This is a genomic window from Pseudomonas sp. Fl5BN2, from assembly GCF_009908205.1.
Classification (GTDB): domain Bacteria; phylum Pseudomonadota; class Gammaproteobacteria; order Pseudomonadales; family Pseudomonadaceae; genus Aquipseudomonas.
Map to the genome: position 1 here is coordinate 206,765 of NZ_JAAARL010000009.1, position 25,007 is coordinate 231,771.

General features: G+C 62.7%; 29 protein-coding genes, 1 tRNA gene and 1 pseudogene. 18 read left to right on the top strand and 13 right to left on the bottom strand.

What is annotated here, in order from left to right; genetic code table 11:
• Nucleotides 1–10: 10 nt before the first annotated feature.
• A tRNA-Met gene (locus GV819_RS15005) sits at nucleotides 11–87 on the top strand.
• 87 nt (nucleotides 88–174) lie between these two features.
• On the opposite strand, the gene GV819_RS15010 is transcribed toward GV819_RS15005, so the two are convergent.
• Together GV819_RS15010 and GV819_RS15015 are read right to left on the bottom strand one after the other, a co-directional pair.
• Nucleotides 175–477 (bottom strand): hypothetical protein, encoded by a 303-nt coding sequence (locus GV819_RS15010; protein WP_161756829.1) that lies wholly within the window; start codon nucleotides 475–477, stop codon nucleotides 175–177.
• Nucleotides 478–540: 63 nt separating this feature from the next.
• Nucleotides 541–1,245 carry a helix-turn-helix transcriptional regulator gene (locus GV819_RS15015; protein ID WP_161756830.1) on the bottom strand — a complete coding sequence of 235 codons (705 nt, stop codon included), beginning with the start codon at nucleotides 1,243–1,245 and terminating at the stop codon, nucleotides 541–543.
• A 106-nt stretch (nucleotides 1,246–1,351) separates the two neighbouring features.
• On the opposite strand from GV819_RS15015, the gene GV819_RS15020 reads away from it, so the two are divergent.
• Nucleotides 1,352–1,504, top strand: a complete 153-nt coding sequence (locus GV819_RS15020; protein WP_161756831.1) for a hypothetical protein — start codon at nucleotides 1,352–1,354, stop codon at nucleotides 1,502–1,504.
• Between the two features lie 55 nt (nucleotides 1,505–1,559).
• Nucleotides 1,560–2,399, top strand: coding sequence for a 5'-nucleotidase, lipoprotein e(P4) family (locus GV819_RS15025; RefSeq protein WP_161756832.1), 840 nt, complete (start codon nucleotides 1,560–1,562; stop codon nucleotides 2,397–2,399).
• A gap of 62 nt (nucleotides 2,400–2,461) precedes the next feature.
• On the opposite strand, the gene GV819_RS15030 is transcribed toward GV819_RS15025, so the two are convergent.
• The 4 genes from GV819_RS15030 to GV819_RS15045 form a co-directional block, all read right to left on the bottom strand.
• Nucleotides 2,462–4,942 (bottom strand): TonB-dependent siderophore receptor, encoded by a 2,481-nt coding sequence (locus tag GV819_RS15030; protein WP_161756833.1) that lies wholly within the window; start codon nucleotides 4,940–4,942, stop codon nucleotides 2,462–2,464.
• Between the two features lie 119 nt (nucleotides 4,943–5,061).
• Complete coding sequence (locus GV819_RS15035; RefSeq protein ID WP_368668898.1) at nucleotides 5,062–6,003, bottom strand: FecR domain-containing protein; 942 nt, start codon at nucleotides 6,001–6,003, stop codon at nucleotides 5,062–5,064.
• A gap of 2 nt (nucleotides 6,004–6,005) precedes the next feature.
• The gene (locus GV819_RS15040; RefSeq protein ID WP_161756835.1) at nucleotides 6,006–6,518 is read right to left on the bottom strand and encodes a sigma-70 family RNA polymerase sigma factor; all 513 of its coding nucleotides are present in this window, start codon (nucleotides 6,516–6,518) and stop codon (nucleotides 6,006–6,008) included.
• A gap of 144 nt (nucleotides 6,519–6,662) precedes the next feature.
• On the bottom strand, nucleotides 6,663–7,655 hold the full coding sequence (locus GV819_RS15045) for a cytochrome-c peroxidase (protein ID WP_161756836.1): 993 nt from the start codon (nucleotides 7,653–7,655) through the stop codon (nucleotides 6,663–6,665).
• Nucleotides 7,656–7,902: 247 nt separating this feature from the next.
• Between GV819_RS15045 and ggt the strand changes: the two genes are divergently transcribed.
• From ggt to GV819_RS15075, 6 genes are all read left to right on the top strand, one after another.
• Nucleotides 7,903–9,732 (top strand): gamma-glutamyltransferase, encoded by a 1,830-nt coding sequence (gene ggt, locus GV819_RS15050; RefSeq protein ID WP_161756837.1) that lies wholly within the window; start codon nucleotides 7,903–7,905, stop codon nucleotides 9,730–9,732.
• 154 nt (nucleotides 9,733–9,886) lie between these two features.
• Nucleotides 9,887–10,381, top strand: a complete 495-nt coding sequence (locus GV819_RS15055) for a GNAT family N-acetyltransferase (RefSeq protein WP_161756838.1) — start codon at nucleotides 9,887–9,889, stop codon at nucleotides 10,379–10,381.
• Nucleotides 10,382–10,605: 224 nt separating this feature from the next.
• The gene (locus tag GV819_RS15060) at nucleotides 10,606–10,923 is read left to right on the top strand and encodes a helix-turn-helix domain-containing protein (RefSeq protein ID WP_161756839.1); all 318 of its coding nucleotides are present in this window, start codon (nucleotides 10,606–10,608) and stop codon (nucleotides 10,921–10,923) included.
• A gap of 474 nt (nucleotides 10,924–11,397) precedes the next feature.
• Nucleotides 11,398–11,664, top strand: a complete 267-nt coding sequence (locus GV819_RS15065; RefSeq protein ID WP_161756840.1) for a DUF3077 domain-containing protein — start codon at nucleotides 11,398–11,400, stop codon at nucleotides 11,662–11,664.
• A gap of 115 nt (nucleotides 11,665–11,779) precedes the next feature.
• The gene (locus GV819_RS15070; RefSeq protein ID WP_161756841.1) at nucleotides 11,780–12,082 is read left to right on the top strand and encodes a type II toxin-antitoxin system HigB family toxin; all 303 of its coding nucleotides are present in this window, start codon (nucleotides 11,780–11,782) and stop codon (nucleotides 12,080–12,082) included.
• 5 nt (nucleotides 12,083–12,087) lie between these two features.
• A complete protein-coding gene (locus GV819_RS15075) occupies nucleotides 12,088–12,459 on the top strand; it encodes a helix-turn-helix domain-containing protein (protein WP_161756842.1) in 372 nt (123 codons plus the stop codon).
• A gap of 31 nt (nucleotides 12,460–12,490) precedes the next feature.
• Here GV819_RS15075 and GV819_RS15080 read toward each other — a convergent pair whose 3' ends face one another.
• Complete coding sequence (locus GV819_RS15080) at nucleotides 12,491–12,874, bottom strand: winged helix-turn-helix transcriptional regulator (RefSeq protein WP_161756843.1); 384 nt, start codon at nucleotides 12,872–12,874, stop codon at nucleotides 12,491–12,493.
• A 119-nt stretch (nucleotides 12,875–12,993) separates the two neighbouring features.
• On the opposite strand from GV819_RS15080, the gene GV819_RS15085 reads away from it, so the two are divergent.
• From GV819_RS15085 to GV819_RS15095, 3 genes are all read left to right on the top strand, one after another.
• Nucleotides 12,994–13,995: a zinc-dependent alcohol dehydrogenase family protein gene (locus tag GV819_RS15085; protein WP_161756844.1), complete on the top strand. Its 1,002-nt coding sequence runs from the start codon at nucleotides 12,994–12,996 to the stop codon at nucleotides 13,993–13,995.
• Nucleotides 13,996–14,298: 303 nt separating this feature from the next.
• On the top strand, nucleotides 14,299–15,024 hold the full coding sequence (locus GV819_RS15090) for a polyphenol oxidase family protein (protein ID WP_161756845.1): 726 nt from the start codon (nucleotides 14,299–14,301) through the stop codon (nucleotides 15,022–15,024).
• Nucleotides 15,025–15,114: 90 nt separating this feature from the next.
• Entirely contained in the window at nucleotides 15,115–15,696 is a 582-nt protein-coding gene (locus tag GV819_RS15095; RefSeq protein ID WP_161756846.1) for a hypothetical protein, read from the top strand.
• A gap of 10 nt (nucleotides 15,697–15,706) precedes the next feature.
• Here the strand turns inward: GV819_RS15095 and GV819_RS15100 are convergent, their stop codons facing one another.
• The 4 genes from GV819_RS15100 to GV819_RS15115 all read right to left on the bottom strand — a co-directional run bounded on the left by GV819_RS15100 (nucleotide 15,707) and on the right by GV819_RS15115 (nucleotide 18,424).
• The gene (locus tag GV819_RS15100) at nucleotides 15,707–16,060 is read right to left on the bottom strand and encodes a gamma-glutamylcyclotransferase family protein (RefSeq protein ID WP_161756847.1); all 354 of its coding nucleotides are present in this window, start codon (nucleotides 16,058–16,060) and stop codon (nucleotides 15,707–15,709) included.
• A gap of 30 nt (nucleotides 16,061–16,090) precedes the next feature.
• Complete coding sequence (gene ddlA, locus GV819_RS15105) at nucleotides 16,091–17,185, bottom strand: D-alanine--D-alanine ligase (protein ID WP_161756848.1); 1,095 nt, start codon at nucleotides 17,183–17,185, stop codon at nucleotides 16,091–16,093.
• Nucleotides 17,186–17,228: 43 nt separating this feature from the next.
• Nucleotides 17,229–17,708, bottom strand: a complete 480-nt coding sequence (locus tag GV819_RS15110; RefSeq protein ID WP_161756849.1) for a GNAT family N-acetyltransferase — start codon at nucleotides 17,706–17,708, stop codon at nucleotides 17,229–17,231.
• A gap of 74 nt (nucleotides 17,709–17,782) precedes the next feature.
• Entirely contained in the window at nucleotides 17,783–18,424 is a 642-nt protein-coding gene (locus tag GV819_RS15115) for a LysE family translocator (protein ID WP_161756850.1), read from the bottom strand.
• Nucleotides 18,425–18,550: 126 nt separating this feature from the next.
• Between GV819_RS15115 and GV819_RS15120 the strand changes: the two genes are divergently transcribed.
• From GV819_RS15120 to GV819_RS33760, 4 genes and pseudogenes are all read left to right on the top strand, one after another.
• Nucleotides 18,551–18,895, top strand: a complete 345-nt coding sequence (locus tag GV819_RS15120) for a DUF190 domain-containing protein (protein WP_161756851.1) — start codon at nucleotides 18,551–18,553, stop codon at nucleotides 18,893–18,895.
• Nucleotides 18,896–18,968: 73 nt separating this feature from the next.
• Nucleotides 18,969–19,778, top strand: coding sequence for an AraC family transcriptional regulator (locus GV819_RS15125; protein WP_161756852.1), 810 nt, complete (start codon nucleotides 18,969–18,971; stop codon nucleotides 19,776–19,778).
• 80 nt (nucleotides 19,779–19,858) lie between these two features.
• A complete protein-coding gene (locus GV819_RS15130; protein WP_161756853.1) occupies nucleotides 19,859–20,254 on the top strand; it encodes a cupin domain-containing protein in 396 nt (131 codons plus the stop codon).
• 123 nt (nucleotides 20,255–20,377) lie between these two features.
• A pseudogene (locus GV819_RS33760) lies at nucleotides 20,378–20,583 on the top strand (sensor histidine kinase); the annotation flags it as partial.
• A gap of 38 nt (nucleotides 20,584–20,621) precedes the next feature.
• Here GV819_RS33760 and GV819_RS15135 read toward each other — a convergent pair.
• On the bottom strand, nucleotides 20,622–21,521 hold the full coding sequence (locus GV819_RS15135) for a LysR substrate-binding domain-containing protein (RefSeq protein WP_161756854.1): 900 nt from the start codon (nucleotides 21,519–21,521) through the stop codon (nucleotides 20,622–20,624).
• A 104-nt stretch (nucleotides 21,522–21,625) separates the two neighbouring features.
• On the opposite strand from GV819_RS15135, the gene GV819_RS15140 reads away from it, so the two are divergent.
• The gene (locus GV819_RS15140; RefSeq protein ID WP_161756855.1) at nucleotides 21,626–22,558 is read left to right on the top strand and encodes a DMT family transporter; all 933 of its coding nucleotides are present in this window, start codon (nucleotides 21,626–21,628) and stop codon (nucleotides 22,556–22,558) included.
• Nucleotides 22,559–22,563: 5 nt separating this feature from the next.
• On the opposite strand, the gene GV819_RS15145 is transcribed toward GV819_RS15140, so the two are convergent.
• A complete protein-coding gene (locus GV819_RS15145) occupies nucleotides 22,564–23,970 on the bottom strand; it encodes an MFS transporter (protein ID WP_161756856.1) in 1,407 nt (468 codons plus the stop codon).
• A 98-nt stretch (nucleotides 23,971–24,068) separates the two neighbouring features.
• Between GV819_RS15145 and GV819_RS15150 the strand changes: the two genes are divergently transcribed.
• Complete coding sequence (locus tag GV819_RS15150; protein ID WP_161756857.1) at nucleotides 24,069–24,953, top strand: LysR family transcriptional regulator; 885 nt, start codon at nucleotides 24,069–24,071, stop codon at nucleotides 24,951–24,953.
• The last annotated feature ends 54 nt before the right edge of the window (nucleotides 24,954–25,007 follow it).

Below are 25,007 nucleotides of genomic sequence, written 5' to 3' on the forward strand. Positions count from 1 at the left end.
CGCGCCACTTGGCTACATAGCTCAGTTGGTTAGAGCATAGCATTCATAATGCTGGGGTCCGGGGTTCAAGTCCCTGTGTAGCCACCAAGTACTAAAAACGGCTTACCGCAAGGTAGGCCGTTTTTTTATGCCCGTAGAAAAGTAACGCCACGGCCGGCCTTGAAAAGGCCGGCTCTACTCAGGGTAAAAATGCCCCATGAACGTCAGTGTTTCGATCGCCTGAGCGTATGGGGCAAACCTGAGATCGCCATCCGCAAAAGCCCGTGCAACTTTCTGCGCATGTTCAAGACTGTCCCACTTAGCCAGATCGGCAAACATCCGGCCTTGGGGTTCAGGGCAATACCCCAAGAACTCGATCAGCCCATCAAATCCTCGCAGCGCCTCTCGAAGCATCACGCGCAGTTGCGGCATTTGACATTCAAAACCCTCCTTGACGGTAAAAACGGCCAATTCCAGTACATGGTTGCTCTGCGTCATACATCACTCCTTTGCTGTGGTGAAAGGCGGTCAGTATCCGGAGCCCCTACTGACAGCGTGCTGTCAGTCGCTGTTGATGTTCTGCGCCGCCCATTGCTCAGACTGGAACTGCATGTAAGCGCGCAAATTCCATTGTCCTGCTAACGGCGGCTCATGCTCAGTGATGTGTAAATGGCTGATCCGATCGACTCTGAAATCCCTGTATGCCTTTTTGCTCGTGCACCAGGTTCCCACTGTCCACTTCCCGCCCCAGTAGAACAGCCCCAACGGAAATACCCGCCTGCTCGACAACTGCCCGCTCAAGCTGAGATAGGAAAAACGCACCGCGCCGGCCTTTTGAATCGCGCGGTGCAGGTCATCCAGGTATTGCTGCTGCACGGTCGAGGGCCTGACCCGCAGCGCCCGGATACTGGAAAGGCCAGGCTGTGTATTACGCCGTGGCACCGCAGCGGCTACCTTGCTCAACAGTGTCCTGGCAGAAGCAGCCAGCTCCGCCCCCGCCGAATTTGAAAGCATCTCGACACCCAGCATCAGCGCATCCAACTCACTCTGAGTCAGGTTCAAAGGCGGCAACTCGAACCCTTCGCGCAGTGCATAGCCGATACCCGGCATGCCATACAGCGGAACACCGCTCACCGACAGGTCATCGACATAGCGATAGATGGTGCGGACCGAAACGCCAATACGCTCGGCCAGATCCTCAGCCGTGATCGGCTGATGCACGCGGATCAGGTTGACGACCTGGAACAGTCGGTCGGATTTACGCACACCCTGCTCCCTGAGCTATTTTTTCGGAGAAAACCCACCGATGCCTCGCACACTGATACCCGAGGCAAACGAATCACACATATCGTCGATAAGCCGGCTGCGAGCCTTGCCAGAACACTCAGCCAACGTATTGCAGGTCACCAGCACCGTGGTAGGTCAGCAAGCTGAGGTGTGGATTGCCGCAGAAAAGTCTGGAGATTACGCCGCATTGATCTACAAACGCGACACCCGCATTGAGCACCCCCACTGGCTGGGATAGAACACTCCAGCAGTGTTTGTGAGAGCTGCGCCATCCTCACTTCAAGGGCTCGATAATGACAATAAAAAACCACATGACTTCAGTCGCTCCGTGGCTGTTCTCGCTTCTGGCAATCACCTGTACTCCAGCCTTCGCCGAACAGGCCCCTACTCCGCCCTCCAACTTGCTGACCGCCGCCGTGGCCTGGAAGCAGACCGCCGCCGAATTCGAGGCCCTGTACTACCAGGGCTTCAACATCGCCCGCCTGCAACTGGATCGCGCTCTGCAAGAACACAAGGCCGGTGACCGGCCGCTGGCGATCATTAGCGACGTTGACGACACCGTGCTCAGCAGCAACAGCTACTGGGGCTACATGATCAACTCGGGGAAAGAGTTCTTCGATGACGAGGCCTGGGACAAGTGGGTTGCAGACAATGGCCCCGTCGCCACCCCGGGCGCCGTGGAGTTCCTGAAGTACGCCCAGTCCAAGGGCGTCGAAGTCTTCTATGTCACCAGCCGGGACCAAGGCGAAAAGACCTACGAATATGCCTTGGCCAACCTGCGTAAAAACCAACTGCCCTTTGCCGATGAGCAACACCTGACGGTATATCGCGACAGCTCCAACAAGGAGCCTCGGCAAATGGAAATCGCCAAGGACCACACCGTGGTGGTGGTGCTCGGTGACAACCTCAACGACTTCAAGCGCAAGTACTACGTGGCGGACGTCAAGCAACGCAGCAGCCTGATGACCGAAGACAAGGAACAGTTCGGGCGCAAGTTCATCCTTTTCCCCAACCCCACCGACGGCCACTGGCTGAAGGCAATCTTTGGTGATTCCGAACCACCGGCCACGCCGGAGAATCGTGCCAAGTTCAAGGCCGCAGCCGGTGCCAACGCCTGGCAGACGAAAGAGTAACCAGGCAACGCCACGCCCCCCCCGCACAAGGGCGGTCATGACTCCCTTCGAGCCATGGCCCCCTACAGCGACCAGCGCATGGTCACCATGGCATTACGTGGCTCGCCATAAATGTCGTTGCCGTAATAGGTATTGGTGCTGATGCTCTGGTAGTACTTCTTGTCGAAGACGTTATTCAGGTTGAGGCGAAACTCGAGATGCTCGGACGCCCGGTAACGGGTCATCAGGTCCACCAGGGCATAGCCTTTCTGCTCGACGTACATCGGCGTGCCCGAGTCGTAGAAGTTCACATCCTTGTTGTAGATCCGGTTCTGGCTATAGAGCCCCCCGCCCACACTCCAGCGATGCAGATCTCCCGGGAGCTGGTAGGTGGTAAAGGCCTTGAACACGTGACGTGGAATATCGGTGTCGAACAGGCGGCCGACATTGTCTTCGTTGCTGTCCTTGCGGTACTTGGCCTGGGCATAGGTGTAGCCCGTCCCCAGCTCCCAGCCCGGCGCCAGCTTACCATTGACCTCAAGCTCGATACCTTCGCTGCGCACCTCGCCGCTGGCTTCGTAGCACTGCAGGCTGGAGCACTGAGCGCTGATCACCTGCTTGGCGCGATTGACCTGGTCGATCCTGAACACCGCAGCGCTGGCGGTCAGGGCCCCCTCGAAGTATTCACCCTTGATGCCCGTCTCATAGTTCTTGCCGACTACGGGCTTGATCAAGCCACCGGAGCTGTCCACTTCCGCTTGTGGGCTAAAGACATCGGTGTAGCTGGCATACACCGAGTGATGGGCGTCGAGGTCGTAGACCACGCCGGCATAGCGGGTGAGGTTGCGGGTGACCTTGTAGTCGGTACTGGAGGCGGTGCGCACCCCGGCAAAGCGCGTATCCACATCGTAGTCGTACCAGTCCAGGCGCCCGCCCAGAATCAGGGTCAGGGGCTCGGCGAGGCTAAAACGTGAGGTGAGGTAGAAACTTTTCAGCTCGGCGTTGCGCTCCTGGCGCCAGTAATCCAGGTCCATCTGCGGCTTGGGCACGCTATGGGGATCGGGATGGTAGATGTTGGTCCGCGTCTCGTTGTCCTGGAAATTGCCCTTGCCGCGAAAGGCCAGCTCACGCTGACTGGCCCCCACCACCAGCTCATGCTCACGCCCGAACAGGGCAAACGGCCCGGAAGCGAAGAGGTCGTAGCTGTCTTGCTGATCCTTGTAGTGGTACTGACCGACGTACTGACCGAATTCGTCGAAATCGGCGCCGAAACGCTCGGTCATCGAACCGAGCATCTGCAGGTCGGACCGGGACTTGCTGGCCGACAGCAACAATTTCCAGGCGTTGTCGAAGCGGTACTCCAGGCGACCAAAAGCCGTGACGTTGTTCTGGTCCCAGTACTCCCAGTCACTGCCCAGGTAGGCCGAGCGCGACAGGTGCAGATGCCGGCCGTCAATCGCCGCAGGCAGCCCGCCCCAGGTCGTGGTGTTGTGCGACGCCTGATTGGTAGCGCCCACGCTCAGCGTGGTGTTGTCATTCAAGTCGGCCTCGGCAATGCCGTAGAACACCGAACGCTCGGCATCGGCCACGTCCTGGAAACTGTTCTTGCTCTGGTAGGCAGTCACCAAGCGTCCGCGCAACGTGCCACTGTCATTGAGGGCACTGGAGGCATCGATTTCGCTGCGGTAATTGTCCCAACTGCCGGCACTGGCAGTGATGCTCAAACGCGGGGCCACAGTGGGCCGCTTGCGCACCATGTTGATCGCCGCCGAGGGGCTGCCCGTACCCTGCATCAGGCCGGCGGCGCCACGCATGACCTCGACCCGATCGAAGATCGCCGTGTCGGCCGCAGTGCTCATGTCCCGGCTCAGGTAATGGGACATGTCGTTGGCCAGGCCATCGACCATGAGGTTCTGCACGGCAAAACCCCGCGAATAGAAAATGGGGCGCTGTGGTCCGTCCTTGGTGATGGAAATGCCCGGGGTGCTCTTGAGCACATCCTCCAGGCTTTGCATGTTCTGATCGTCCATGCGCTGGCGGGTAACCACGGTCACCGACTGCGGAGTCTCGCGAATCGACAGGGCCAGCTTGGTGGCCGTCTGCATGGCGCCGGTGGTGTAGGAGCCAGTGTCTTCGGTGGTGGTGCCCAGCGACGCGCCGGTGATCTGGGTCGGCCCCAGATTCAGCGCCGCCCCCGTCGGCAACTTGACCAGGGTGTAGCGCGCCGGGCCCTCCTGGCGCAGCTGCAAGCCGCTGCCGGCCAGCAGCTGCGCTACGCCCTGAGTGAAGGAATAATGGCCCTTGAGCCCCTGGGTAACGAGACCCTGGGTCTGGCTGGAGCCAAAGGACAAAGTGACCCCACTGGCCGCGGCAAACTCACTGAGCGCAGTACCCAGTGCCCCTGACGCTATGTTGAACGCCTGCGCTTCGCCCACCGCCTCCTGGGCCAGGGCCAATGGCGCAGCACTGGTGGCCGCCAGCAGCGCGCCAAGGGTGATGCTCAACGCCGTGCGATTGAAACTGCGCCGCAGGGCGGCCTGGGTGAAACGACTCCGGTGGCTCATGTACGCGTCCTATGCCATAGCAGTAAAGGCGGCTGATTGACCGCTCTACTGATGAGCCGAACGCCAGAGGGAATCGGCAAGGCGCATTGACGATTTTTCTTCAAGCGACCATCCGCCCGTCACGCTTGCACACGCACCCAGTACCTGGAAAACCGCCGTACCTTCACCGGCAACGACAACGGCAGGTTGGCCAGCACCCCATCGATATCATCCAGGCGAAAGGCGCCGCTGATCCGCAGCTCCGCAACTTCATCCGCACACCCCAGGTAGCCAGGGCGGTAACGGCCCAACTCACGGATGAAATCCGCCAGTCGCCAGTCAAGCGCCACCATCTGGCCCCGGACCCAGGCACTCTCGGCATTGTCCGCCACCCGCAGCGCCCCCATCTGCCCGGAGCCGAAGGTCAGCGCCTGGCCTTCGGCGACCCTCTGGGCATGTTGTGGATCATCGTTCAGGCGCACCTCCACCGCATGCTGCTGAACCGAGACACGGCTGAAGGCCGATTCCAGGCGCACATCGAAACGGGTGCCCAGGGCCCGGATGCGGCCATGGGGGGTTGCCACCAGCAAAGGGCGCGCCGGGGCCCGGTCTGCGGCCGTGGTGACCTGGATCTCGCCCTGACGCAAGAAGATCAACCGTTCTTCATGGCTGTAGGCAACGTCGACCCGGGTATCGGTATTGAGGTGCAGCCGCGTGCCATCGGCCAGCAGTTCTTCCCGGCGCTGGCCGGTGCGCGTGGCGAAGTCGGCGCTGTAGGGAGACAGCCGATACCCGCCCAGCAACGCCGAGCCGCCAGCCATCAGCAGCAGCACCTTGAGACCCTGGCGGCGCTGGATGCCCATTTCCGACAAGACCGGCAAAGCAATATCCTGCGGGACCCCACGCAGTTGCTGTTGCAGCCTTTGCACCCGGCCCCAGGCCCGCGCATGTTGCGCATCGGCGCCAAGCCACTGCTGCCAGGCCTGTTGCTGCGCCGCGCTGACCTGTTGATCGTTGAGGACTAGGTACCAGTCCACCGCTGCCTGCAGGTGGGCCTTGTCCAGGGGAGGAGGCGACGGCACGTTCAATCGTCCATCAGTTGTATGCATTGCAGCAGCGCCTTGCCCAGATGATTCTTGACGGTGGTCACCGACACCCCCAACTGCCGCCCGACCTGCACATAGCTCAAGCCGTCCAGCTGCACCATGAGGAAAATCTGCCGGGTACGCGTGCCCAGTCCATCGAGCAAGGCATCGATGGCCAGCAATGACTCGATGATCAGATGATGGGTTTCAGGAGAAATGTGCTGGGGCTCCGGACGTGCCGCCAAAGCCTCCAGATAGACCTGTTCCAGAACTCTGCGGCGCGCCTTGTCGATCAGCAGGCCGCGGGCGATGGTCGCAAGGTAATGACGGGGCTCTCGCAGTGCCGGCAACTGGCGCAGCGACAGCATCCGCACGAAGGTGTCCTGGGCCAGGTCTGCGGCATCGGCACAGTTGCCGGTACGGCTGCGCAACCAGCCCTTCAACCAGCCGTGGTGTGCGCCATACAGATCTTCGATCTCCAGCAATATTGAAGCCTTGACCCCTGCGTCCATGATCGACCGTCGCTAATGATAATATCTCTCATTATTATCCAGTCGTTTTTTCATGACAACAGAGCCCCCTTCCCGGCAGACCTGAATGCCGCATGCCGGGCCTTGCCGGAAAAACCGCAGCACGCTGCGGTTTTTCCACCCAGGTCAGTTGAAGGGTTGCGGGCGCGGGGTCTGCGCCGAGGAAGGCGGCAGCATCGGCAGCTTGAAGTCCGGCTGATCACCAGTCAGGGTTTCGAGGAAAGCCACGATCTGGCCGATTTCCTCATCCCCCAGCTTGCGCCCCAGTTGCAACCGAGCCATCACGTCTACCGCTTCCTCCAGCTTCCAGTAGGCACCGTCATGGAAGTAGGGGTAGGTCAAGGCCACGTTCCTCAAGGTCGGTACCTTGAACAGCATGCGGTCGGCATCCTTGCCGGTGAGTCCGGCCACGCCCTGGGCCGGGTTCTGGGTCACATAGGGCTCGATCATGCCCATTTTCTGGAATGAGCTGCCACCCACCGCCTCACCGTTGTGGCAAGCCACGCAGCCAATGGATTTGAACAGTTGGTAGCCCTTGAGCGCGGTCGGGCTGATCGCCGCTTTGTCACCCTTCAACCAGCGATCGAAAGGCGCATTCGGCGTCACCAGGGTGTCCTCGAAGGCGGCGATGGCATTGGTGACATCGTCGAACTTGATCTCCTCGCTGCCATATACCTGCTTGAACGAGGCCCGGTATTGGGGAATGGAGCGCAGTACGTCCACCGCCAGTTCGTGGGTAAAGCCCATCTCGCCCGGGTTGGTGATCGGACCGCCGGCCTGCTCCTGAAGCGTGGCCGCGCGGCCATCCCAGTACTGCGCAAAGCTCAAACCGGAGTTGAGCACCGTGGGCGAGTTGATCGGCCCCTGGTGCCAGTTGTGGCCAATGGAGGTGGGCAGGTTGTCACTGCCGCCCATGCTCAGGTTGTGGCAGGAGTTGCAGGAAATGAAACCGGACTTGGACAGGCGCGGGTCGAAATACAACTGCTTGCCCAGCTCCACCTTGGCGGCATCGACAATCTTCGCCGGTTGTACCGGCAGGATCGGCTCGTTCGGCGTCTCTCCCCGTACCTCGCCCCCTAACAGCAATCCGAAAACAAGTAACCACTTACAACGGTGCATGGCGTCCTCTCATCAGGCTTATAGTTTGCTTCACCCTGTACCCAACTCCCCCCCACTGCCCTGACTCAGATCAATCGACGGCCGGGTGAAGCCCTGCCTGCGACCCCGTGTACAGGGGACATGGGCCATACCGTCCACCTTGCCGCAGACATGGCCAGGGCCACACCCAGGCCCAACTCGCGGCGTCACTGCTGTACATTGCCCCACACGGACGACACCTCATTTCCCAGTGAACGGAGCTCAATGCGTGTTCTCGAACTTCCCTCCCCGTCACCTGCTCAGCCTCGGCCTGCTGGCCGCCACCCTCGGCCTCAGTGCCTGCCACAACCCGCCTCCCTCCAACGCCCTGCCCGCCGCGCCGGAAATCGCTTCGGGCTACCGCAGCGACATGCAGACCCACCATGCCGCCAAGCACATGGCCGCCGCGGCCAACCCGCTGGCGGCCGAGGCCGGGCGCGAAATGCTGCGCCAGGGGGGCTCGGCCATCGACGCGGCGATTGCCATGCAGGCCGTGCTGACCCTGGTAGAGCCGCAGTCCTCGGGGATTGGCGGCGGCGCGATGATCGTGCTCTGGGACGGCAAGGCCGTGCGCACCTATGACGGTCGGGAAACCGCTCCGGCAGGCGCCACCGAGAAGCTCTTCCTGCAAGCCGACGGCACGCCCATGGCCTTTCCCCAGGCGCAGATCGGCGGACGCTCGGTGGGCACCCCAGGCGTGCTGCGTGCCCTGGAAATGGCTCATCAGAAACATGGGCGACTGCCTTGGGCGCAGTTGTTCGAACCGGCGATCCGCCTGGCCGAGCAAGGCTTCGCCATCTCGCCACGGCTGCATACCATGATCAGCGCCGATCCGTTCCTGGCGCGCTCGCCGGACATGGCCGCGTACTTCCTGAATGCCGACGGTACGCCAAAAACCGTGGGCACCTTGCTGAAAAATCCACCACTGGCCGCAGTGCTCAAGCGCATCGCCGAGGAAGGCCCGGACGCTCTGTACAAAGGCCCGGTGGCCGCAGAAATCGTCGCCAAGGTCCAGGGCCACGCCAACCCCGGCAGCCTGTCGCTCAATGACCTGCAAGGCTACCGCGCCAAGGAACGCGCGCCGCTGTGCAGCGACTACAAGCGCTGGCAGGTGTGCGGCATGCCGCCGCCCTCTTCCGGCGGCGTGGCGGTGGCGCAGATTCTCGGCACCCTGCAGGCCCTGGAGCAGCGCGACCCGCGCTATGCCCTGGCCAACCTCAAACCACAGAAAACCAACCTGCCCGCAGGCCTTGAACCAGCACCACAAGCGGTGCACCTGATTGCCGAAGCCGAGCGCCTGGCCTATGCCGACCGCGGCCTGTACGTGGCCGACAGCGATTTTGTGCCAGTGCCGGTGGCTGGCCTGATCGCACCGGGCTACCTGGCCCAGCGCGCCGCGCTGATTGGCGAGCGCAGCATGGGCAAGGCCGAACCGGGCAAGCCCCAGGGCATCCAGGTGGCCTACGCGCCGGACCGTTCGCCGATGCGCATTTCCACCTCGCAAGTGGTGGCGGTGGATGACTTGGGCGGCGCCGTCTCCATGACCACCACGGTGGAGGCGGCCTTTGGTTCGCACCTGATGGTCCAGGGTTTCATGCTCAACAACCAGATGACCGACTTCTCCTTCATCCCCGAGGAAAACGGCCAGCCCGTGGCCAACCGCGTCCAACCGGGCAAGCGCCCGCGCTCATCCATGGCACCGACCCTGGTCTTCGACCGTGCCAGCGGCGAACTGCTGGCCAGCGTCGGTTCCCCCGGCGGCTCGCAGATCATCGAGTACGTGGCCAAGTCGGTGGTGGGCATGCTCGACTGGAACCTCGACCCGCAAGCCGCCGTCGGCCTGCCCAACTTCGGCAGCCGCAATGGCCCCACCGAACTGGAACAGGGCCAGTTCAGCCCGGCGTTGAAACAGGCGTTGCAGGCCCAGGGCCATGAAGTGAACGAGATCGACATGACCAGCGGCACCCAGGCCATCGTTCGCGTGCGCGATGCACAGGGCAAGGCGTCCTGGGCCGGCGGCGCCGATCCTCGGCGTGAAGGCGAAGCGCTGGGGGATTGAAGGCTCTGCGCTGAACCCGAGGGCTGGCCGTGAGGCTGGCCCTTTTTTGTGGGCGGGGAACAACGGCGCTGTATGCAAAATTTTGCGCCGGTCTGTGTCTGACCCGGCCTGGGGATCTGCCCTAGCATCGTCCCTGTCCACCGAGGAACCGACGATGAACGAAATTGCCGCCAACCTTGATCTCCCGGGCCTGAGCCCACGACGCCTGACGCCCCAGGACCTTGAGCTGATCTGCCGCCATCGCCAGGCGATGTTTCTCGATGCCGGCAAGGACCTCTGCACCTTGCAGGTGATGACCGAGCACTTTCGCCCCTGGTTGCGCGAACGCCTGGAGGACGGCCGTTACTACGGCTTCGCCCTGATGGACGCCGAGCAGAGCGTGGCCAGCATCGGCCTGATGAACATCGACTGGCCGCCCCACCCTTCCCATCCGACCCAGGATCAGCGCGGCTACGTACTCAACGTCTACGTCGAACCGGCCTACCGGCGCCGCGGCCTGGCGTCGGCGCTGATGAAACTGGCGGACGCCGAGTTCAGCCAGCGCGGGCTGGGCTTTGCCGTGCTGCATGCGACCGAGGCCGGCAAGCCGCTGTATCAAGGGCTGGGTTGGGCGGCGACCAGTGAGATGGCGAAAGTGTTGGAAGGTTGAGTGAGCGGCTCCGGATCCTGGAACCGCCCTGAGCAGAGTTGCCCGGGTTTCAGGTCATGCAAAAGGTGACATCGAGGGCATGGATCACACACAAGAAAACGAATGGGCTGACTGGAGATCAGGACTCCGCTCATTGGAGTTGCAACTCCACGTTCTTAATCTCCAACGCGCCACCGAAAACATTCCAGCGCCTGTTCTGCGCAGAATTGCGAAGGAGATGAGTCATGCCCCTTACTGAAAAAGAGCTATTGGAGCGCGATGCCAAGCGCAATATCGGCCAAGAGCTTCTGGAAGCGATCATCGATGTCAAAGCCCGTCGGCAGGGCCATACCCACAGCATTCCGATCACCAAGGCTGCCGAAGCGCGCGGTAAAACCGGGTTGTCGCAACCCAAATTTGCCCAACTGCTTGGCGTCTCGGTGAGAACCCTTCAGGAGTGGGAGCAAGGTCGGCGCTCGCCTTCCAGAGCTGCCCGTTCATTGCTGCATATCGCGATGCTCAGGCCCGATGTATTTCGTGAGGTGCTGGCACAACCTCTGTAGCCGCTGCCGCAGGCTGCGACAAGGACCGAAGGGCCTTCGGCGCCTGGGCGATCGCTGCGACCGTTCCGGCCGTTCCGGCCGTTCGCAGCCTGCGGCAGCGGCTACAGGGGCGGTTCACAAAATGTCGCAGTAATACCGTTGCGACTCCCCCTCCTCCAACCTATGGTTCGACCGTCGCTGCAAAATCAGCGAACAGGCTTGGCGGCCTGATAGAATCGAGCCGCAACAGCGCCCCCACCAATCATGCAGGCGCTTTTTTTGCGCCCGCATACCTGCGTTATGGCGGGTTGCGTGGGAGAACCTTCGGGTTCGCCGGTTCCTTGATTCCCGGTCCGCCAATCCTGCGCAATCCGCCACCCTGATCTGCTTGGCGGCAGACGGTGACGGTCCTTCGAATCAAGGAGTCGTGACCATGAACTGCTTCTGCAATCTGTTTCCCCCACACCTCCCGTCACACAAAACCGGAGGCACCCAATGACCACTCAATCGCCCCTGACCACCCTCGGCGAAATCCGCTTTTCCCAATGCGGCGAACACCTGCATCCGCTGTTTCGCGTGAATGCCGATGTGCCGATCAGCGATGCCCTGGAACACGCCTCGGCCCTGTTGCATCTGGCAAAGCAATTCACCCTGGAGGCGGCCATGGAGCCGCGGTTCGACCGCTATGCTTGGGCGGCACACTACCTGGCAGAGATGGGCAAGGCACTGATGGACGACGTGCACGCCACGCTCTCTGCATGACCTGATCGTCACTGAGCCAACGTCGCCTGCGCGGGCAGATCCACCGATCTGCCCGTACGTCGCCTGACTCACTCAGCGACTTGTTTAAGTCCCAGCACGGGACTAGGATCGCGCCATGAGAATTATTGCCGTCAGCCAGTTGAAGGCCTTCTGGGCAAAGCACCCGGATGCAGAACAGCCTCTGCTGGCATGGATCGATGAAGCAAGGAAGGCAGAGTGGTCCAACCCTGCGCAGATCAAGGACCAATATCGCAACGCGAGCATTCTCAAAAGCCGCAGGGTGGTCTTCAACATCAAGGGAAATGAGTATCGACTGATCGTTGCCGTGGCCTATCGCTTCGGCGCGCTCTACATCAAGTTCGTAGGCACCCACCAACAGTACGATGCCATTGATGCCGACAGCGTAGAAATGGAGTAACCCACATGAACATCCGCCCTATCCACACCGACCAGGACTACCGCGCAGCGCTGAAAAGCGTCTCGCCACTGTTCGACAACGAACCGCAGCCGGGGACACCTGAAGGCGATTACTTCGATGTCATGATCACCCTGATCGAGGCGTACGAAGCCAAGCAGTTTCCCCTGGACCTGCCCAACCCGATCGAAGCCATCAAGTTCCGCATGGAACAGTCCGGGTTGTCTGCCGCCGACCTGGCACCCGCCATCGGCCGCACCAACCGCGTCTACGAAGTGCTCAACGGCAAGCGCGCGCTGACCCTGCCGATGATCTGGAAACTGCACCAGCTGTTCGGCATTCCCGCCGAGAGCCTGATCAAGCCGACAAAGCCTTCCTGAAGCACACTCGGGGCAGGCACAACGCCTGTAACTACCCCGCTCGCTGGCGATTGTCCATCAGCTCATCCAGCGCATCACAGTTATCGTCAGCCCAGCCATACAGCGCTCTCAAAGGCTCGACAAAGCGCCAACCCAGGGGCGTGAGCGAATACTCCACCATCGGCGGCATCACCTGGAACACCGTGCGCGCCACCAGTCCATCCCTCTCCAACTCGCGCAGAGTCTGGGTCAGCATCTTCTGCGAGATACCCGGCATGCTGCGCTGCAACTGCCCGGTGCGCAGGGCGCCAAAGCTCAGGCAGTACAGGACCATGGAGGTCCATTTGGTCGACAGCAACGCGTGAATGCGTCGGGGCGGACAGGTCTCCTCGACGATCAGCGGGCCGGTAACGGGAATGGGGGGGAGATCGCTCATGGTTACTTCCACGTGTCTAGGGCACTAAAAAGTGCCTGATTTACAGCCGGGCACTGGCTGCCAATAATTCTAACCAAGCCAAGGGCGATTGCCGCCCAACATTGATTCGAGGTTTGAATATGTCTTTGCCTACCACCATGCGCGCCCTAGTGCTGCACGATTACGCCAGCGGTCAGCTGATTGAACAGCAACTGCCCGTGCCCAAGGCCGGCCCGGGTGAGGTACTGGTGCGCGTTGTGGCCAGCGGGGTCAATCCGATCGACTACAAGATCCGCACCGGCAACGCGCCTTACGCCATGCCCGAGCTCCCAGCCATCATCGGCACCGACCTGGCGGGCGTGGTCGAAGCACTCGGCGCTGGCGTCACCTGCTTCAGCGTCGGCGATGAAGTCTATGGCCTCACCGGCGGCGTGCGCGGCCTGCAGGGCTCACTGGCACAGTACGCAGCAGTGGATGCCCAACTGCTGGCCCACAAGCCGCGCAATATCAGCCTGCGGCAGGCGGCGGCGATGCCACTGGTATTTCTCACGGCCTGGGAAGGCTTGGTGGATCGGGCCAAGGTCGGCGCCGGGCACAAGGTGCTGGTGCATGGCGGTGCCGGCGGTGTCGGCCATGCGGCGGTGCAGATTGCCCGCTCACTGGGGGCCGAGGTGTTTGCTACGGTGTCGGCAGGCAAGCGCAGCATCGTCGAAGGCTATGGTGCAACGGCCATCGACTATCGCACCGGCAGCGTCGCTGATTATGTCGCAGCCCATACCGCTGGCGCAGGTTTTGACGTGATCTACGATACGGTTGGCGGCGCCAGCCTGGATGCTTCCTTCGAGGCCATTGCCCCTTACGGCCACATCGCCAGTTGCGCAGCCTTTGGTCAGCACAGCCTGGCGGCCGGCTCCTTGCGTTGCATGACCTTGTCCGGAGTCTTCGTACTGCTGCCGATGCTCAGCGGAAACGGCCGGGCTCATCATGGCGAGATTCTCAAGGCGGCGGCGCAGATGGTGGAGCAAGGCCAATTCGTCCCCCTGCTGGACGAGCAACGCTACGCCCTGGCTGAGGCCCACGCCGCCCATGACGCAGTGCAGCAAGGCAAGGCGCTGGGCAAAGTGGTTATCGATATCGCCTGACACCAGCGGCTGCCGCAGGCCGAGGCCACTCGGAGGATCAGCCTCGAACCTCAAGAACGACGCCCGCTACGCTGCCGATCATCTTCGGCAGCCGCTGCTCCGGCGAACGCTTCCTCGGCCCTGCGCACCCGGAAAGTGTAGTGCAGCGGTATCTCCCGCTGAACGCTTGAAACGCCCGACGGGCAGGCAGACCAGCACGCTACCGCTGGTCTGCGCCTGCTCATCCAGCGCTGCCTGTCAGCAAAAGTACCTCGGATACCGCTATGCTCTGCTGCCATTCCCAGGTTACCGAGCGAAGGCCCGATGAGTTTCCAGGCAGAAATGTTGAAGCAGATTGCGGGTATCCGTCATGAGTTCTCGACCGTGGGCGCCCCCGTACCGGCCAACCTGTTCTTCTGCTCTCAGATCCACAGCGGCGAAGTCGTGGAAGCCAGCACCACCTTGCCCAGCGGAATCATTCGCGGCGATGCGGTGTTTACCCGTTCAACCCGGCCGATTGCGGTCGTCACCGCCGACTGCCTGCCGCTGCTGATCAGCAGCGACGACAGCTCCTGGGTGGCCGCGGTACATGGCGGCTGGAAAGGCCTGCACGGCGGGATTATCGACAATGTGCTGCAACACTTCGCCAGCAAGGGCATCACCCCACGCCAGTTGCGGGTGGCCATCGGCCCGTCGATCAAACCCTGCTGCTATGAAGTCAGCGCCGATTTCATCGATACCCTGTCCGCCACTCAGGATCCGCTGTGGCCTGCTGCGCAGGCGCCCTGGAGTCGTCAGCAGCCGGCCCCGCTCCTGCCCCCACAGATTCCCCCACCACAACCGACCCAGGCTGACTCCCTGTGGTTCGACCTGAGCCGCTACGCCGTGTACCTGCTGAATGCCGCCGGCATCAACGATGAACAGATCGAAATCAGCGAGCTGTGCACCTACTGCTCGACCCCAACCCTGGCCAGCTATCGCCGGCGCGGGCACCGGGGTGAAGCGAAAGCCTTCCAGTATTCGTGGATCGGCCGGACAGCCGTTTCATGATCAAAAGAGCCGCCTGACTGCGCTAGGCTTGCCGCCCAAGCTGCGCTAACCTTGCCGCCTTCCCCCTCAGACCCAACCCATGGAGTGCCCGTGTCTGACAATCTCTATGCCCCACCCCAGGCGGATCTAGTCGCCCCTTCGGCGCACACAGCACCACAACCGTTCTATGTGGTGTCCAAGGCCAAGTTCCTGACCCTGTACATCCTCACCTTCGGTATCTACCAGCTGTATTGGGCCTACAGGAACTGGCATCAGTTCAGGCACGCCAGCGGCCAGGAACTGTGGCCGGTAGCCCGGGCGTTCTTCGCCATCTTCTTCACCCATGCGCTGTACCGAGAAGCCGACGCGATACTCAAGCGCGACGGTCGCAGCCATGACTGGCGACCCGGTGAACTGGCGACCCTGTTTGTGGTGGGGTTGATCGTCAATAACGTGATTGATGCCCTGTCGCGCAAGAACATCGGCTACCCGGTGACCGACATCGCCAGCCTGGCGCTGCTGCCGGTGCTGGCGTGGATCACCTGGCTGGGCCAGCGCGGCCTGAATGCCGCCGCCGGCGATCTCGAAGGCCGCAGCAACGCCCGCTTCACGCCGATCAACTATGTGTTCATCGTGCTCGGGGCGCTGCTGCTGGCACTGGCGTGCATCGGGGTGATGCTGCCGCCGGAGTGAGCCGCAAGACTCAGGCGCTGACGTAGACCCAGGCTTCGATCCCGGACGCCAGGCTCACGCTGACCCGCTTGTAGTCCGAGACCTCATAGCTGTCGGCCGCCGCCAGCTCCTGCGGGGTGATCTGAAAGACCATGCCGGCAATTGGCGCACTGTCCGCCGAACCCGGGCGCAGGATCGGGTGATGGGTCTTGCCACTGGTGGCCAGCACCTCGGGGTCGGTGATCTCGACCCAGTGCTGGTCATAGCCGAGCATGGCGTCGGCACTGCCGCTCAACTCACGGCCGAAGTTGGCAATCTGGACTGCCTTGTCCTGCAGGGTGCCGTAGGAAAAAAGATAAATCGTTGCTTCGGTTGCCACACTCATTCGTCACATCCTGAACCATGGTGATCCGCTTCAGCGGTTGATTTTCAAAGCCTGCCGCTCGGCATGACGCTCCAACGCCAGTTCGATCAGACGGCTGACCAGCTCGCTATAGGTCATGCCAGCGGCCTGCCAGAGTTTGGGGTACATGCTGATCCGAGTGAACCCTGGCAACGAGTTGATTTCGTTGATCAGGACTTCGCCACTGTCGGTGAGGAACACATCGACCCGGGCCAGACCGGAACAACCCAGTACCTGGAAAGCTTCGATGGCCAGGGCGCGGATCCGCTCGCTGTGCTCAACACTGATGTGCGCCGGCACCACCACCTGCGCCGCCTGTTCATCGATGTACTTGCTGTCGTAGGAATAGAAGCCGTTGCCAAGCACGATTTCGCCGCAGCCGCTGGCTGTCGGCTGATCGTTACCCAACACCGCACACTCGATCTCCCGGCCGTTGATGGCCGACTCCACCAGCACCTTGTGGTCGTAGTCCAGAGCCAGCTTCACCGCTGCCAGGTAATCGACTTCGTTGTCGGCCTTGCTCACACCCACCGACGATCCCTGATTGGCCGGCTTGATGAACAGCGGCAGGCCGAGCTTTTCCACCGCTTGGGCAAAATTCGTACGCGCCGCCGTGGCCCGGGTCAGGGTGATGAACGGGGTCACCGCCAGCCCGGCATCACGCAGCAGGCGCTTGCTGATGTCCTTGTCCATGCACACCGCCGAACCCAGCACATCAGAGCCCACGAATGGCAGGTCGGCCATGCGCAGCAGGCCCTGCAGGCAGCCATCTTCGCCGAGGGTGCCGTGGACGATCGGAAAGATCACATCGACGTGCCCGAGCATCTCCTGGCTGGAGGTCTCCACCAGTTGCTGACTGGCCTTGCCCGGCACCACCGCCAGTTCGCGGTTGGACTGGTTGAGGGCGATCAACGCCGGATTGTCCTGATTGAGCAAAAAGTTCGAAGTGTCGTTGAGGTGCCAGTGCCCCTGCTTGTCGATGCCGATCAGCACCGGCTCGAAGCGCGAGCGATCCAGGGCATCGACGATATTGCGCGCCGACTGCAGCGACACTTCGTGCTCGGCCGAACGGCCACCAAAAATAATCCCGACCCGCAACTTGCTCATGACTGGTTCCCGTTTGAAAAATGATCGCTGATGACGCTAGGTTTCAGCGAGGGCTGTAGCGCAGATGGATCAGCGCCACCCGCTGCTGTTCCTTGTTCTTGCGCTCTTCGATAGCGAACGGCACAAAGCCCAGCTTCGGATAGAGCAGCAACCCCGCCACGTTGCTGTTGAAGCAGGACAGGGTCACCTCGCTGGCCTGGTGCTTGCTGCAGGCGATGTGGATCATCTGCCCGATCAGTTGCGCCGCCAGGCCTGCACCGCGCACCTCTGGGTCGACGATGACATTGCCGATGGTGCAAGTGCCGCCGTTGGCCCAGTGGTAGAAGTTGGCAAAACCCACTACCTGCCCGTCACGCTCGATCACCGTCGAGTCGCTGCGCTGGGCGATGGAGTCGCGCAACTGCTCGGGGGTCAGCGGCCAGGTGGCGGCGGGAAAGAAGAAATACAACTCCTGGGGAGTGCCCACGAAATTGCAGATCCGCGGAATGTCGGCATCTGCCACCGGGCGAAAAGTAACAGCCATGTTCAGTCTCCTGATACGGGGACGGGTCGTCCTTGTTGGGGTTTAGATCCTGGCCAGCGCAAGGCGCTGGCCATTCAACGGTTGGCCAGCAGATGCCCGCCAAACAGCACATAACAGCCACCGGCCAGGCGGTCCAGCCATCGACGGGCCCGGGCATAGAACCCGGCCACCCGGCTGCTGGCGAAAAACAGCGCCACGCAGCAGTACCAGGACAGCGACAGGCCGGCCATGGTCAGCACCGCCAGCCCCAGCAACAGCGGCGGTGGGGAGGCCGGCATCGAAGTGGCAAAGATCGTGGCCACGAACAGCGCCGACTTGGGGTTGGTCATGTTGCCGAGAAAGCCCAGCCGGTAGGCCGAGAACAGGCTGCGCGAAGCATGGGCCACGCCATCGGCGGTTGGGGTGTCCAGGGCCGGCTTGCGCTTGAACTGCTTGAGCCCCAGGTAGATCAGGTAACAGCCACCGGCGACCTTGAACAACACGAACAGCGCCGGCGCCGCGCTGAACAGCGACTTGATGCCCAAGCCTCCCGCCAGCCCCCAGAGCACGGTGCCGCTGGCCACCCCCAGGGCCGCGAACAGGCCATGGCGCCGCGAACAGCCCGCCGCCAGTTGTGCGGTGGTGAAAAAGTTCGGTCCGGGGGTGATCACCGCCACGCTCCAGAGCAGGGCCAGCGACAACAGCGGGGCAAGATAAACCAAGTGTGAGGCGTGCATGAGTGCAGGTGACCGTGAAGAGGGGCTGGGGGCTGACGCTACTCCACTCGCGCCCGCTCAGGCAACCGCCGATGGGGCCCGCAACTATGCTCAAGGAACCGGCAGCAACGTTGCAGGAGAGCAATCATGAAAGGCTATCTGGTGATTTTCTTCACTCAGCAGAACCGTCGCTACCACGGCAAGATGCTCGGCGACTGGGTGGTCGACCTGGCCCGGCAGATGGGCCTGCGCGGCGCTACGCTGTCCACCGCCATCGAAGGCTTCGGTCACTCCGGGCACCTGCACTCGGCGCATTTCTTCGAGCTGGCCGACCAGCCCCTGGAGATTCGCCTGGCCATCAGCGAAGCGGAATCGCAGCAGCTGTTCGAGCGCTTGCAGGGCGAAGACTTTTCGCTGTTCTACATCAAGGCGCCCATCGAGCTCGGCCACCTGGGCAAACAGGCCCCGGGCACCGGGCCCGATGCTGCGTGAGCCCTGGAGCAAGACAGCCAGCGCGCCCCTGAGTTAACGTACGGCCCTTGGTTTCATCCATCAGGACCGTTCCATGGCCAAACCCGCAGCTGTCACCGACTGGGTTCACCGCGCGCCGCCCGCCCGGGGCCTGGAGCGCATCGAGGCGTATTTCGCCGGCCATGGCTATGACATGCACCGCCACGATACCTACGCCATCGGCCGCACCCTGCGCGGGGTGCAGAGTTTCCAGTACCGCGGCGGCTGGCGCCACAGCCTGCCGGGCGCAACCATGGTCCTGCACCCCGATGAGGCCCACGATGGCGAAGCCGGCACCGGCGACGGTTTTCACTACCGCATGCTGTACGTCGAGCCGGCACTGATCCAGCAGATCCTCGGCGGCCAGCCGTTGCCATTCATTGCCGGCGGCCTGTCCGATGATCCGCGACTGTTCGCCGCCACCGAGGCCTTGTTGCGCAGCCTCGACAACCCCCTTGACCCGCTGGAACAGGAGGACGCCCTGTTCGATCTGAGCCACGCCCTGAGGCGCGTCGGTGGCGTCACCGTGCCCCGGCAGCGCTTCGACTATGTGGCGGCCGAGCGCGCCAGGGAATACATCCACAGTGCCCTGGATCGCACCATCACCCTGGACGAACTGGCCGCCCACAGCGAACGCGATCGCTGGAGCCTGTCCCGGGATTTTCGCCTGCTGTTCGGCACCAGCCCCTATCGCTACCTGAGCATGCGTCGCCTGGACCTGGTGCGTGCCCTGCTGGTACAGGGCCAACCCCTGGCCAGCGCGGCGCTGATGGCAGGCTTTGCCGACCAGAGCCACATGACCCGACAATTTCGCCAGGCCTTCGGTCTGCCGCCGGCACGCTGGTTGAAGATGCTCGGCCGCTGAGTCACGCACAATCGTTCAAGAATCCACCACCGCTGGCTGTTTACCCTCACGGCTCATTCATCACTGATGTGGAGCCACCCATGCACAGCCCCGCTGCCCCTACTGCGCAACGCACCTACAAGAGCATCAACTTCGCCCAGAAACTCGGCCTGTTCAGCGAACACTGGACGCCCAAGGTGATTGCCGAGATGAACAACTACCAGTTCAAGATCTCCAAGCTGCAAGGGGAGTTCGTCTGGCACTGCCACGCCGACACCGACGAAACCTTCATCGTCCTCGACGGCCAGTTGCACATCGATTTTCGTGACGGCCGGGTGTCCATCGGCAGCGGTGAGATGTTCGTGGTGCCCAAGGGGATCGAGCACAAGCCCTGGTCCGAGCAGGAGGTCAAGCTGCTGCTGATCGAACCCAAGGGCGTGCTCAATACCGGCGACCTGGGTGGCGAGCGCACGGCGCAGAACGATGTCTGGATCTGATCCCCAGGCCTGAACCTGTCAGGCGGAAAAAGGAGTTTCTGCCTCGCTGGCGATGTCAGCCCCTCTGATAACCATATGGCGGTGCAAAAAGCCCGACCAAGTGAGCTTCTGATCTTTCTGTGCGATTGCGCAGAAGGTATTGCCGAAGACCAACTGCCGCCTGTTTTCGATCGCGACTGGCCCCTCAAGGAAAGCAACCCCAACGGCACTGGCCTGGGCCTGTACATCAGCCGAGGCATCGTCGAAGCCACGGCGACAAGATCCAGGCATTGAGTGAAGCAGGCACAGGCAGCGCGTTCCGCTTCAGCGTGCCCCGCGCCCGCTGCTGAGCCAAAACCCCGGGACTCGCCACAACGTCCCGGGCCACTCACTCAGCACATTGCGCCACCAGCCAGTCATGAAACAGCTGGCCACTGGCGGACAGTCGCTTGTGCCGCACGTGCACCAGGAAATCTGCCTGGCCGGTGCGGAACGCCCACGCGCCCACTCGCTGCAACTCGCCCTGGGCAACCAACTGATTGGCCATGAAATCCCAGCCCAGGCCGACCCCCATGCCCTGCTGCACCGCGCTGAACATCAGGGTCAGTTGGTTGAAGCCCAGGGCACCCGGCGCTGCGCTGTAGTCCAGGCCGAAATGGCGGAACCAGTCCCGCCAGTCAATGCAATTCCATGCCGAGGCATCCAGCTGGATCAGTGGCAGCTCGGTCAACTGTGCCAGCTCGCTGACAGCGGGCAGTGCCAGGTGCCGACTGACGATGGGGTAGACGATCTCGGCGAACAATGGCGTCGCCGCCAGGGACGACCAGTGCCCGGCGCCATAGAGAATGGCGAAGTCATGCTCGGCCACGCTGGACTCGTCCATGTCGTTGTTGGCGTGAATGCTCACGGTGATGTCTGGGTGCTGCTTGTTGAACGCCAGCAACCGCGGGAACAGCCAGAACTGCGCCACCGCGTGGGTGCACTGCACAGTAATGGTATTGGCGTCGCGCCCGGCCCGCAGACGGCTGACGCTGCGCAGCAAGGCCTCCAACTGAGTGCTGACCTCGGCAAACAGCGAGGCGCCGCTGGCCGTGAGTTTCACTCCTCGGGCCTGACGCTCGAACAGTTCGGTTTTCAGCGACAGTTCCAGGGCACGGATCTGCTTGCTCACCGCGCTCTGGGTCAAGCACAGCTCGGTGGCGGCGCGGGTGAAGCTGGCGTTGCGGCCAACCGCCTCAAAGGTCACCAGGGTTTCCAGCGGCGGTAGATGGCGAGCGAAGCGACTCATCAGGTATTCCCCTGGAGAATAGGTAGTTGCCTATATATCCTTTGTCCACCCGCTCAGCAATGGCTAGCCTGCGCACCTTGATGAATCGCTGTGAGTGTGTGTGCATGAAACGCGGAGTTGCTTATGCCGCCCTGGCCGGTGCGGTCTGGGGCCTGGCCATTGTGGTGCCCAGCCTGCTGCCGGAGTTCAGTCCGCTGATGCTCAGTTGTGCCCGCTTCACCCTGTACGGTGCATTCTCCCTGCTCCTGGCTGCACCTCAGGCCCGAGAGCTGCTGCAACGCCTGACCTGGGGCGACGCCGCACTGCTGATGAAGCTGGCACTGACCGGCAACCTGATCTATTTCATGCTCCTGGCCAGTGCCATCCAATGGGCCGGCGTGGCCAGCACCGCGCTGATCGTCGGCCTGTTGCCGCTGACCATCACCCTGGCCGGACGCGGTGATGCCGACGCCGTGCCGTTGCGTCGGCTGCGCTGGCCGTTGCTGCTGGTGTTCAGCGGGATCTGCTGCATCAATCTCGACACTCTGCTTATCGCGCAAAGTGACTCGACGGAACTTGGCCAGCGCGCGCTGGGCCTGCTCTGTGCCTTCGGCGCCCTGCTGTGCTGGACCTGGTTCGCCACCGACAACGCCCGCTACCTGAAGAGCAGCCGCTTCAACAGCAGCCAGTGGTCAACCCTGTGGGGCATCACCACCGGCCTGATGAGCGCTCTGGTCTGGCTGCTGGCCAAGGGCTTTGCACTGCCGGGCACCCAGGTCGAGGCCAGCGATCAGCGCTGGATGCTGTTCTGGGGCCTGAGCCTGTCCAGCGCGGTGCTTGGCTCGTGGTTCGGCAATCGCATGTGGAATGCCTCGACCCGGCGCCTGCCGCTGACCCTGAGCGGCCAGTTGATCGTGTTCGAGACCCTGTTCGCCCTGCTCTACGGCTTCATCTGCCTGCAGCATCTGCCCAGCCTGCTGCAAAGCACCGCCGCGCTGCTGTTGCTGGCCGGGGTCCTGTGGGCCGTGCGTCGCCACCTGCCGCAGCCCCATTGCTAGGCACTTCAGCCTTGGACCGCGGAACAGACCGGCAACGCCGCTGAACCGCGGGGCAAGCGCAGCGCCAGCAGGGCCCCAAGCAAGGCCAGCAGGGCACTGGCGGCGGTAGCGATCTCGATGCCATAAGCCTGGTTGCCAGTGGGGCTCAAGGTGTTGGCCAGGGACACCAACAGCGCCAGCCCCAAGGCTCCGCCGATCTGCTGGCTGGTGGACGCCACGCCCGCCGCCACCCCTTGCTCGGCAGCGGCAATGCCCTGCCCGGCCGAAACCCACATCGCGGTCCAGGTCATGCCCTGGCCGATGCTCATGATCACGATACCCGGCAGCAGGCCGACAAATCCGCTACTGCCGGGCAGCGCCAGGTACATCATGCCGATCCCCAGGGCACCGGCCAGCAAACCGCTGACCAGGGTCACCCGCAGGCCAAAACGCAGCAGCGCCCGTTCCGCCACCCAGATGCCCAGCGTGCAGAGCAGGGTCGAGGGCAGGAACGCCAAGCCGCTCTGCAACACACTGAACTGGTAAACATGCTGGAAATACAGACTGAGGAAGTAGTACTGCACGCCGAAACTGCTCATAAACAGCGCGGTAATCACCATGGCCATGCGCAGCTGTGGATAACTCAGCAGACGCAATGGCATCAGTGGATCGCGGCTGCGCTGCTCCAGCAGGACAAACAGCCCGAGCAACGCCAGGGACAATCCCAGGCAAGCCAGGGTCGCCGGCGCGCTCCAGCCCCACTCCGGGCCCTGGACAATGGAAAACACCAACAGCGTGCCACCCAGGGTCACGGTCAATGCACCTCGCAGGTCGAACTGGCGTCCACGCTGGCGCAGCGGGTCGGCGGGAATCCAGCGCCGAGCCAACAGCGCACAAGCACCGGCCAGCGGCACGTTGACCAGGAACACCGCTTCCCAGCCCCAGTACTGGGTCAGCACGCCGCCCAGCAAGGCGCCCAGAGCCAGCCCCGCTGCCGAGGCCGCGCTCCACACCGCAAAGGCGCGATTACGTGCCGGGCCTTCGGCGTACCAGGTGTTGATCAGGGCCAGGGTCGCCGGGAAGAGCATCGCTCCGCCAACGCCCTGCACCGCACGCGCCAGCACCAGCAACAGCGCGCTACCGCCCAAGCCTCCAGCCAGCGATGCCAGGGCATACAGCGACTGGCCAACGATGTAGAAACGGCGCTTGCCCAGCAGGTCTGCCGCGCGCCCACCCAGCAGCAGGAAACCGCCGAAGGCCACGCTGTAGGCGCTGACCACCCACTGCAGTTGCTGGGCGGAAAAACCCAGGCGGTTGCCGATTTCCGGCAACGCGACAAAGACGATGGTGGCGTCCAGGGCGATGATCAATTGCGCGGTGGCCAGCAGTAACAGCATCCAGCCCGACGGCTTGGCTAATGGGGTCGCGGACATCGCGAAAATCCTTGTCTGGAAAATAACCGGTCGCCAGTTTCATCCATGCTGTTTAAATGATAAACACGCCATTCACTCTTTCAGTAATGACTTTAATCATGGATCTGAACGCCCTTCGCCTACTGGTACGCGTGGCCGAAACCCGCAGTTTCACTCGGGCCGCCGGGGACCTGGGGTTGACCCAGTCCGGACTGTCCCGGGCCATTTCCCGCCTGGAACAGCAGCTCGGCGTACGCCTGCTGCAACGCAATACCCGCAGCGTCAGCCTGACCCCGGACGGCCAGGTGCTGGTGGACCGTGCCGGGCCGCTGCTGGCGGAACTGGCCCACACCGAAAACCTGTTGCGGGACCGCCGCGACTCCCCCAGCGGTGTGCTGAAGATCAGCACACCGTCGCTGTTCGGGCGCAAGGTGGTGATGCCAGTGATAGGTCAACTGATGGACCTGTACCCTGCGCTGAGCATCGAGGCGGTGATGACCGACCGGGTGGTGGACATCGTTGACGAAGGCTTCGATGCGGTAGTGCGCACTGGAGTGATCCAGGACCAGCGCCTGATTGCCCGAGCCCTGGCGCCGTTGCGCTGGGTCACAGTGGCGGCACCGGCCTACCTGGAACGCCATGGCACGCCGCAGCGGCTGGCCGATCTGCAGCGGCACAACTGCCTGACGGTGCGTAACCTGCGCAGCGGCCGGCTGGTGGACTGGCAGTTCATGGACCAGGGCAAGCCCCTGGACCTGGCCGTCCAGGGGCGCCTGATCTTCGACATCGGCGATGCTCTGGTGGACGCCGTACTCGGCGGTTTCGGCATCGCCCAGTTGATGGAGTTCGCGGTGCGCGAGGCCCTCGACGACGGCCATTTGGTCCCGGTTCTCCAAGCCCATGACGGGCGCTGCCGGGAGCTGTCGCTGGTCTATCCGCCGTCGCGCCAGTGCTCACCGAAACTGACCGCCTTCGCCGACGCCCTGGGGCAGATGAGCTGGTAAACAACCCTCAGGCGGGCTGGGCGCTTTCGGCTTGCAGAGCCTGGGGCACACTCA

What these genes read in the sequence shown, in the direction of transcription:
- GV819_RS15010 (WP_161756829.1), bottom strand. Translation starts at nt 477, where the DNA reads ATGACGCAGAGCAACCATGTACTGGAATTGGCCGTTTTTACCGTCAAG.
- GV819_RS15025 (WP_161756832.1), top strand. Translation starts at nt 1,560, where the DNA reads ATGACAATAAAAAACCACATGACTTCAGTCGCTCCGTGGCTGTTCTCG.
- GV819_RS15030 (WP_161756833.1), bottom strand. Translation starts at nt 4,942, where the DNA reads ATGAGCCACCGGAGTCGTTTCACCCAGGCCGCCCTGCGGCGCAGTTTC.
- GV819_RS15040 (WP_161756835.1), bottom strand. Translation starts at nt 6,518, where the DNA reads ATGGACGCAGGGGTCAAGGCTTCAATATTGCTGGAGATCGAAGATCTG.
- GV819_RS15045 (WP_161756836.1), bottom strand. Translation starts at nt 7,655, where the DNA reads ATGCACCGTTGTAAGTGGTTACTTGTTTTCGGATTGCTGTTAGGGGGC.
- GV819_RS15055 (WP_161756838.1), top strand. Translation starts at nt 9,887, where the DNA reads ATGAACGAAATTGCCGCCAACCTTGATCTCCCGGGCCTGAGCCCACGA.
- GV819_RS15060 (WP_161756839.1), top strand. Translation starts at nt 10,606, where the DNA reads ATGCCCCTTACTGAAAAAGAGCTATTGGAGCGCGATGCCAAGCGCAAT.
- GV819_RS15065 (WP_161756840.1), top strand. Translation starts at nt 11,398, where the DNA reads ATGACCACTCAATCGCCCCTGACCACCCTCGGCGAAATCCGCTTTTCC.
- GV819_RS15070 (WP_161756841.1), top strand. Translation starts at nt 11,780, where the DNA reads ATGAGAATTATTGCCGTCAGCCAGTTGAAGGCCTTCTGGGCAAAGCAC.
- GV819_RS15075 (WP_161756842.1), top strand. Translation starts at nt 12,088, where the DNA reads ATGAACATCCGCCCTATCCACACCGACCAGGACTACCGCGCAGCGCTG.
- GV819_RS15080 (WP_161756843.1), bottom strand. Translation starts at nt 12,874, where the DNA reads ATGAGCGATCTCCCCCCCATTCCCGTTACCGGCCCGCTGATCGTCGAG.
- GV819_RS15085 (WP_161756844.1), top strand. Translation starts at nt 12,994, where the DNA reads ATGTCTTTGCCTACCACCATGCGCGCCCTAGTGCTGCACGATTACGCC.
- GV819_RS15090 (WP_161756845.1), top strand. Translation starts at nt 14,299, where the DNA reads ATGAGTTTCCAGGCAGAAATGTTGAAGCAGATTGCGGGTATCCGTCAT.
- GV819_RS15100 (WP_161756847.1), bottom strand. Translation starts at nt 16,060, where the DNA reads ATGAGTGTGGCAACCGAAGCAACGATTTATCTTTTTTCCTACGGCACC.
- ddlA (WP_161756848.1), bottom strand. Translation starts at nt 17,185, where the DNA reads ATGAGCAAGTTGCGGGTCGGGATTATTTTTGGTGGCCGTTCGGCCGAG.
- GV819_RS15110 (WP_161756849.1), bottom strand. Translation starts at nt 17,708, where the DNA reads ATGGCTGTTACTTTTCGCCCGGTGGCAGATGCCGACATTCCGCGGATC.
- GV819_RS15115 (WP_161756850.1), bottom strand. Translation starts at nt 18,424, where the DNA reads ATGCACGCCTCACACTTGGTTTATCTTGCCCCGCTGTTGTCGCTGGCC.
- GV819_RS15120 (WP_161756851.1), top strand. Translation starts at nt 18,551, where the DNA reads ATGAAAGGCTATCTGGTGATTTTCTTCACTCAGCAGAACCGTCGCTAC.
- GV819_RS15125 (WP_161756852.1), top strand. Translation starts at nt 18,969, where the DNA reads ATGGCCAAACCCGCAGCTGTCACCGACTGGGTTCACCGCGCGCCGCCC.
- GV819_RS15130 (WP_161756853.1), top strand. Translation starts at nt 19,859, where the DNA reads ATGCACAGCCCCGCTGCCCCTACTGCGCAACGCACCTACAAGAGCATC.
- GV819_RS15135 (WP_161756854.1), bottom strand. Translation starts at nt 21,521, where the DNA reads ATGAGTCGCTTCGCTCGCCATCTACCGCCGCTGGAAACCCTGGTGACC.
- GV819_RS15140 (WP_161756855.1), top strand. Translation starts at nt 21,626, where the DNA reads ATGAAACGCGGAGTTGCTTATGCCGCCCTGGCCGGTGCGGTCTGGGGC.
- GV819_RS15145 (WP_161756856.1), bottom strand. Translation starts at nt 23,970, where the DNA reads ATGTCCGCGACCCCATTAGCCAAGCCGTCGGGCTGGATGCTGTTACTG.
- GV819_RS15150 (WP_161756857.1), top strand. Translation starts at nt 24,069, where the DNA reads ATGGATCTGAACGCCCTTCGCCTACTGGTACGCGTGGCCGAAACCCGC.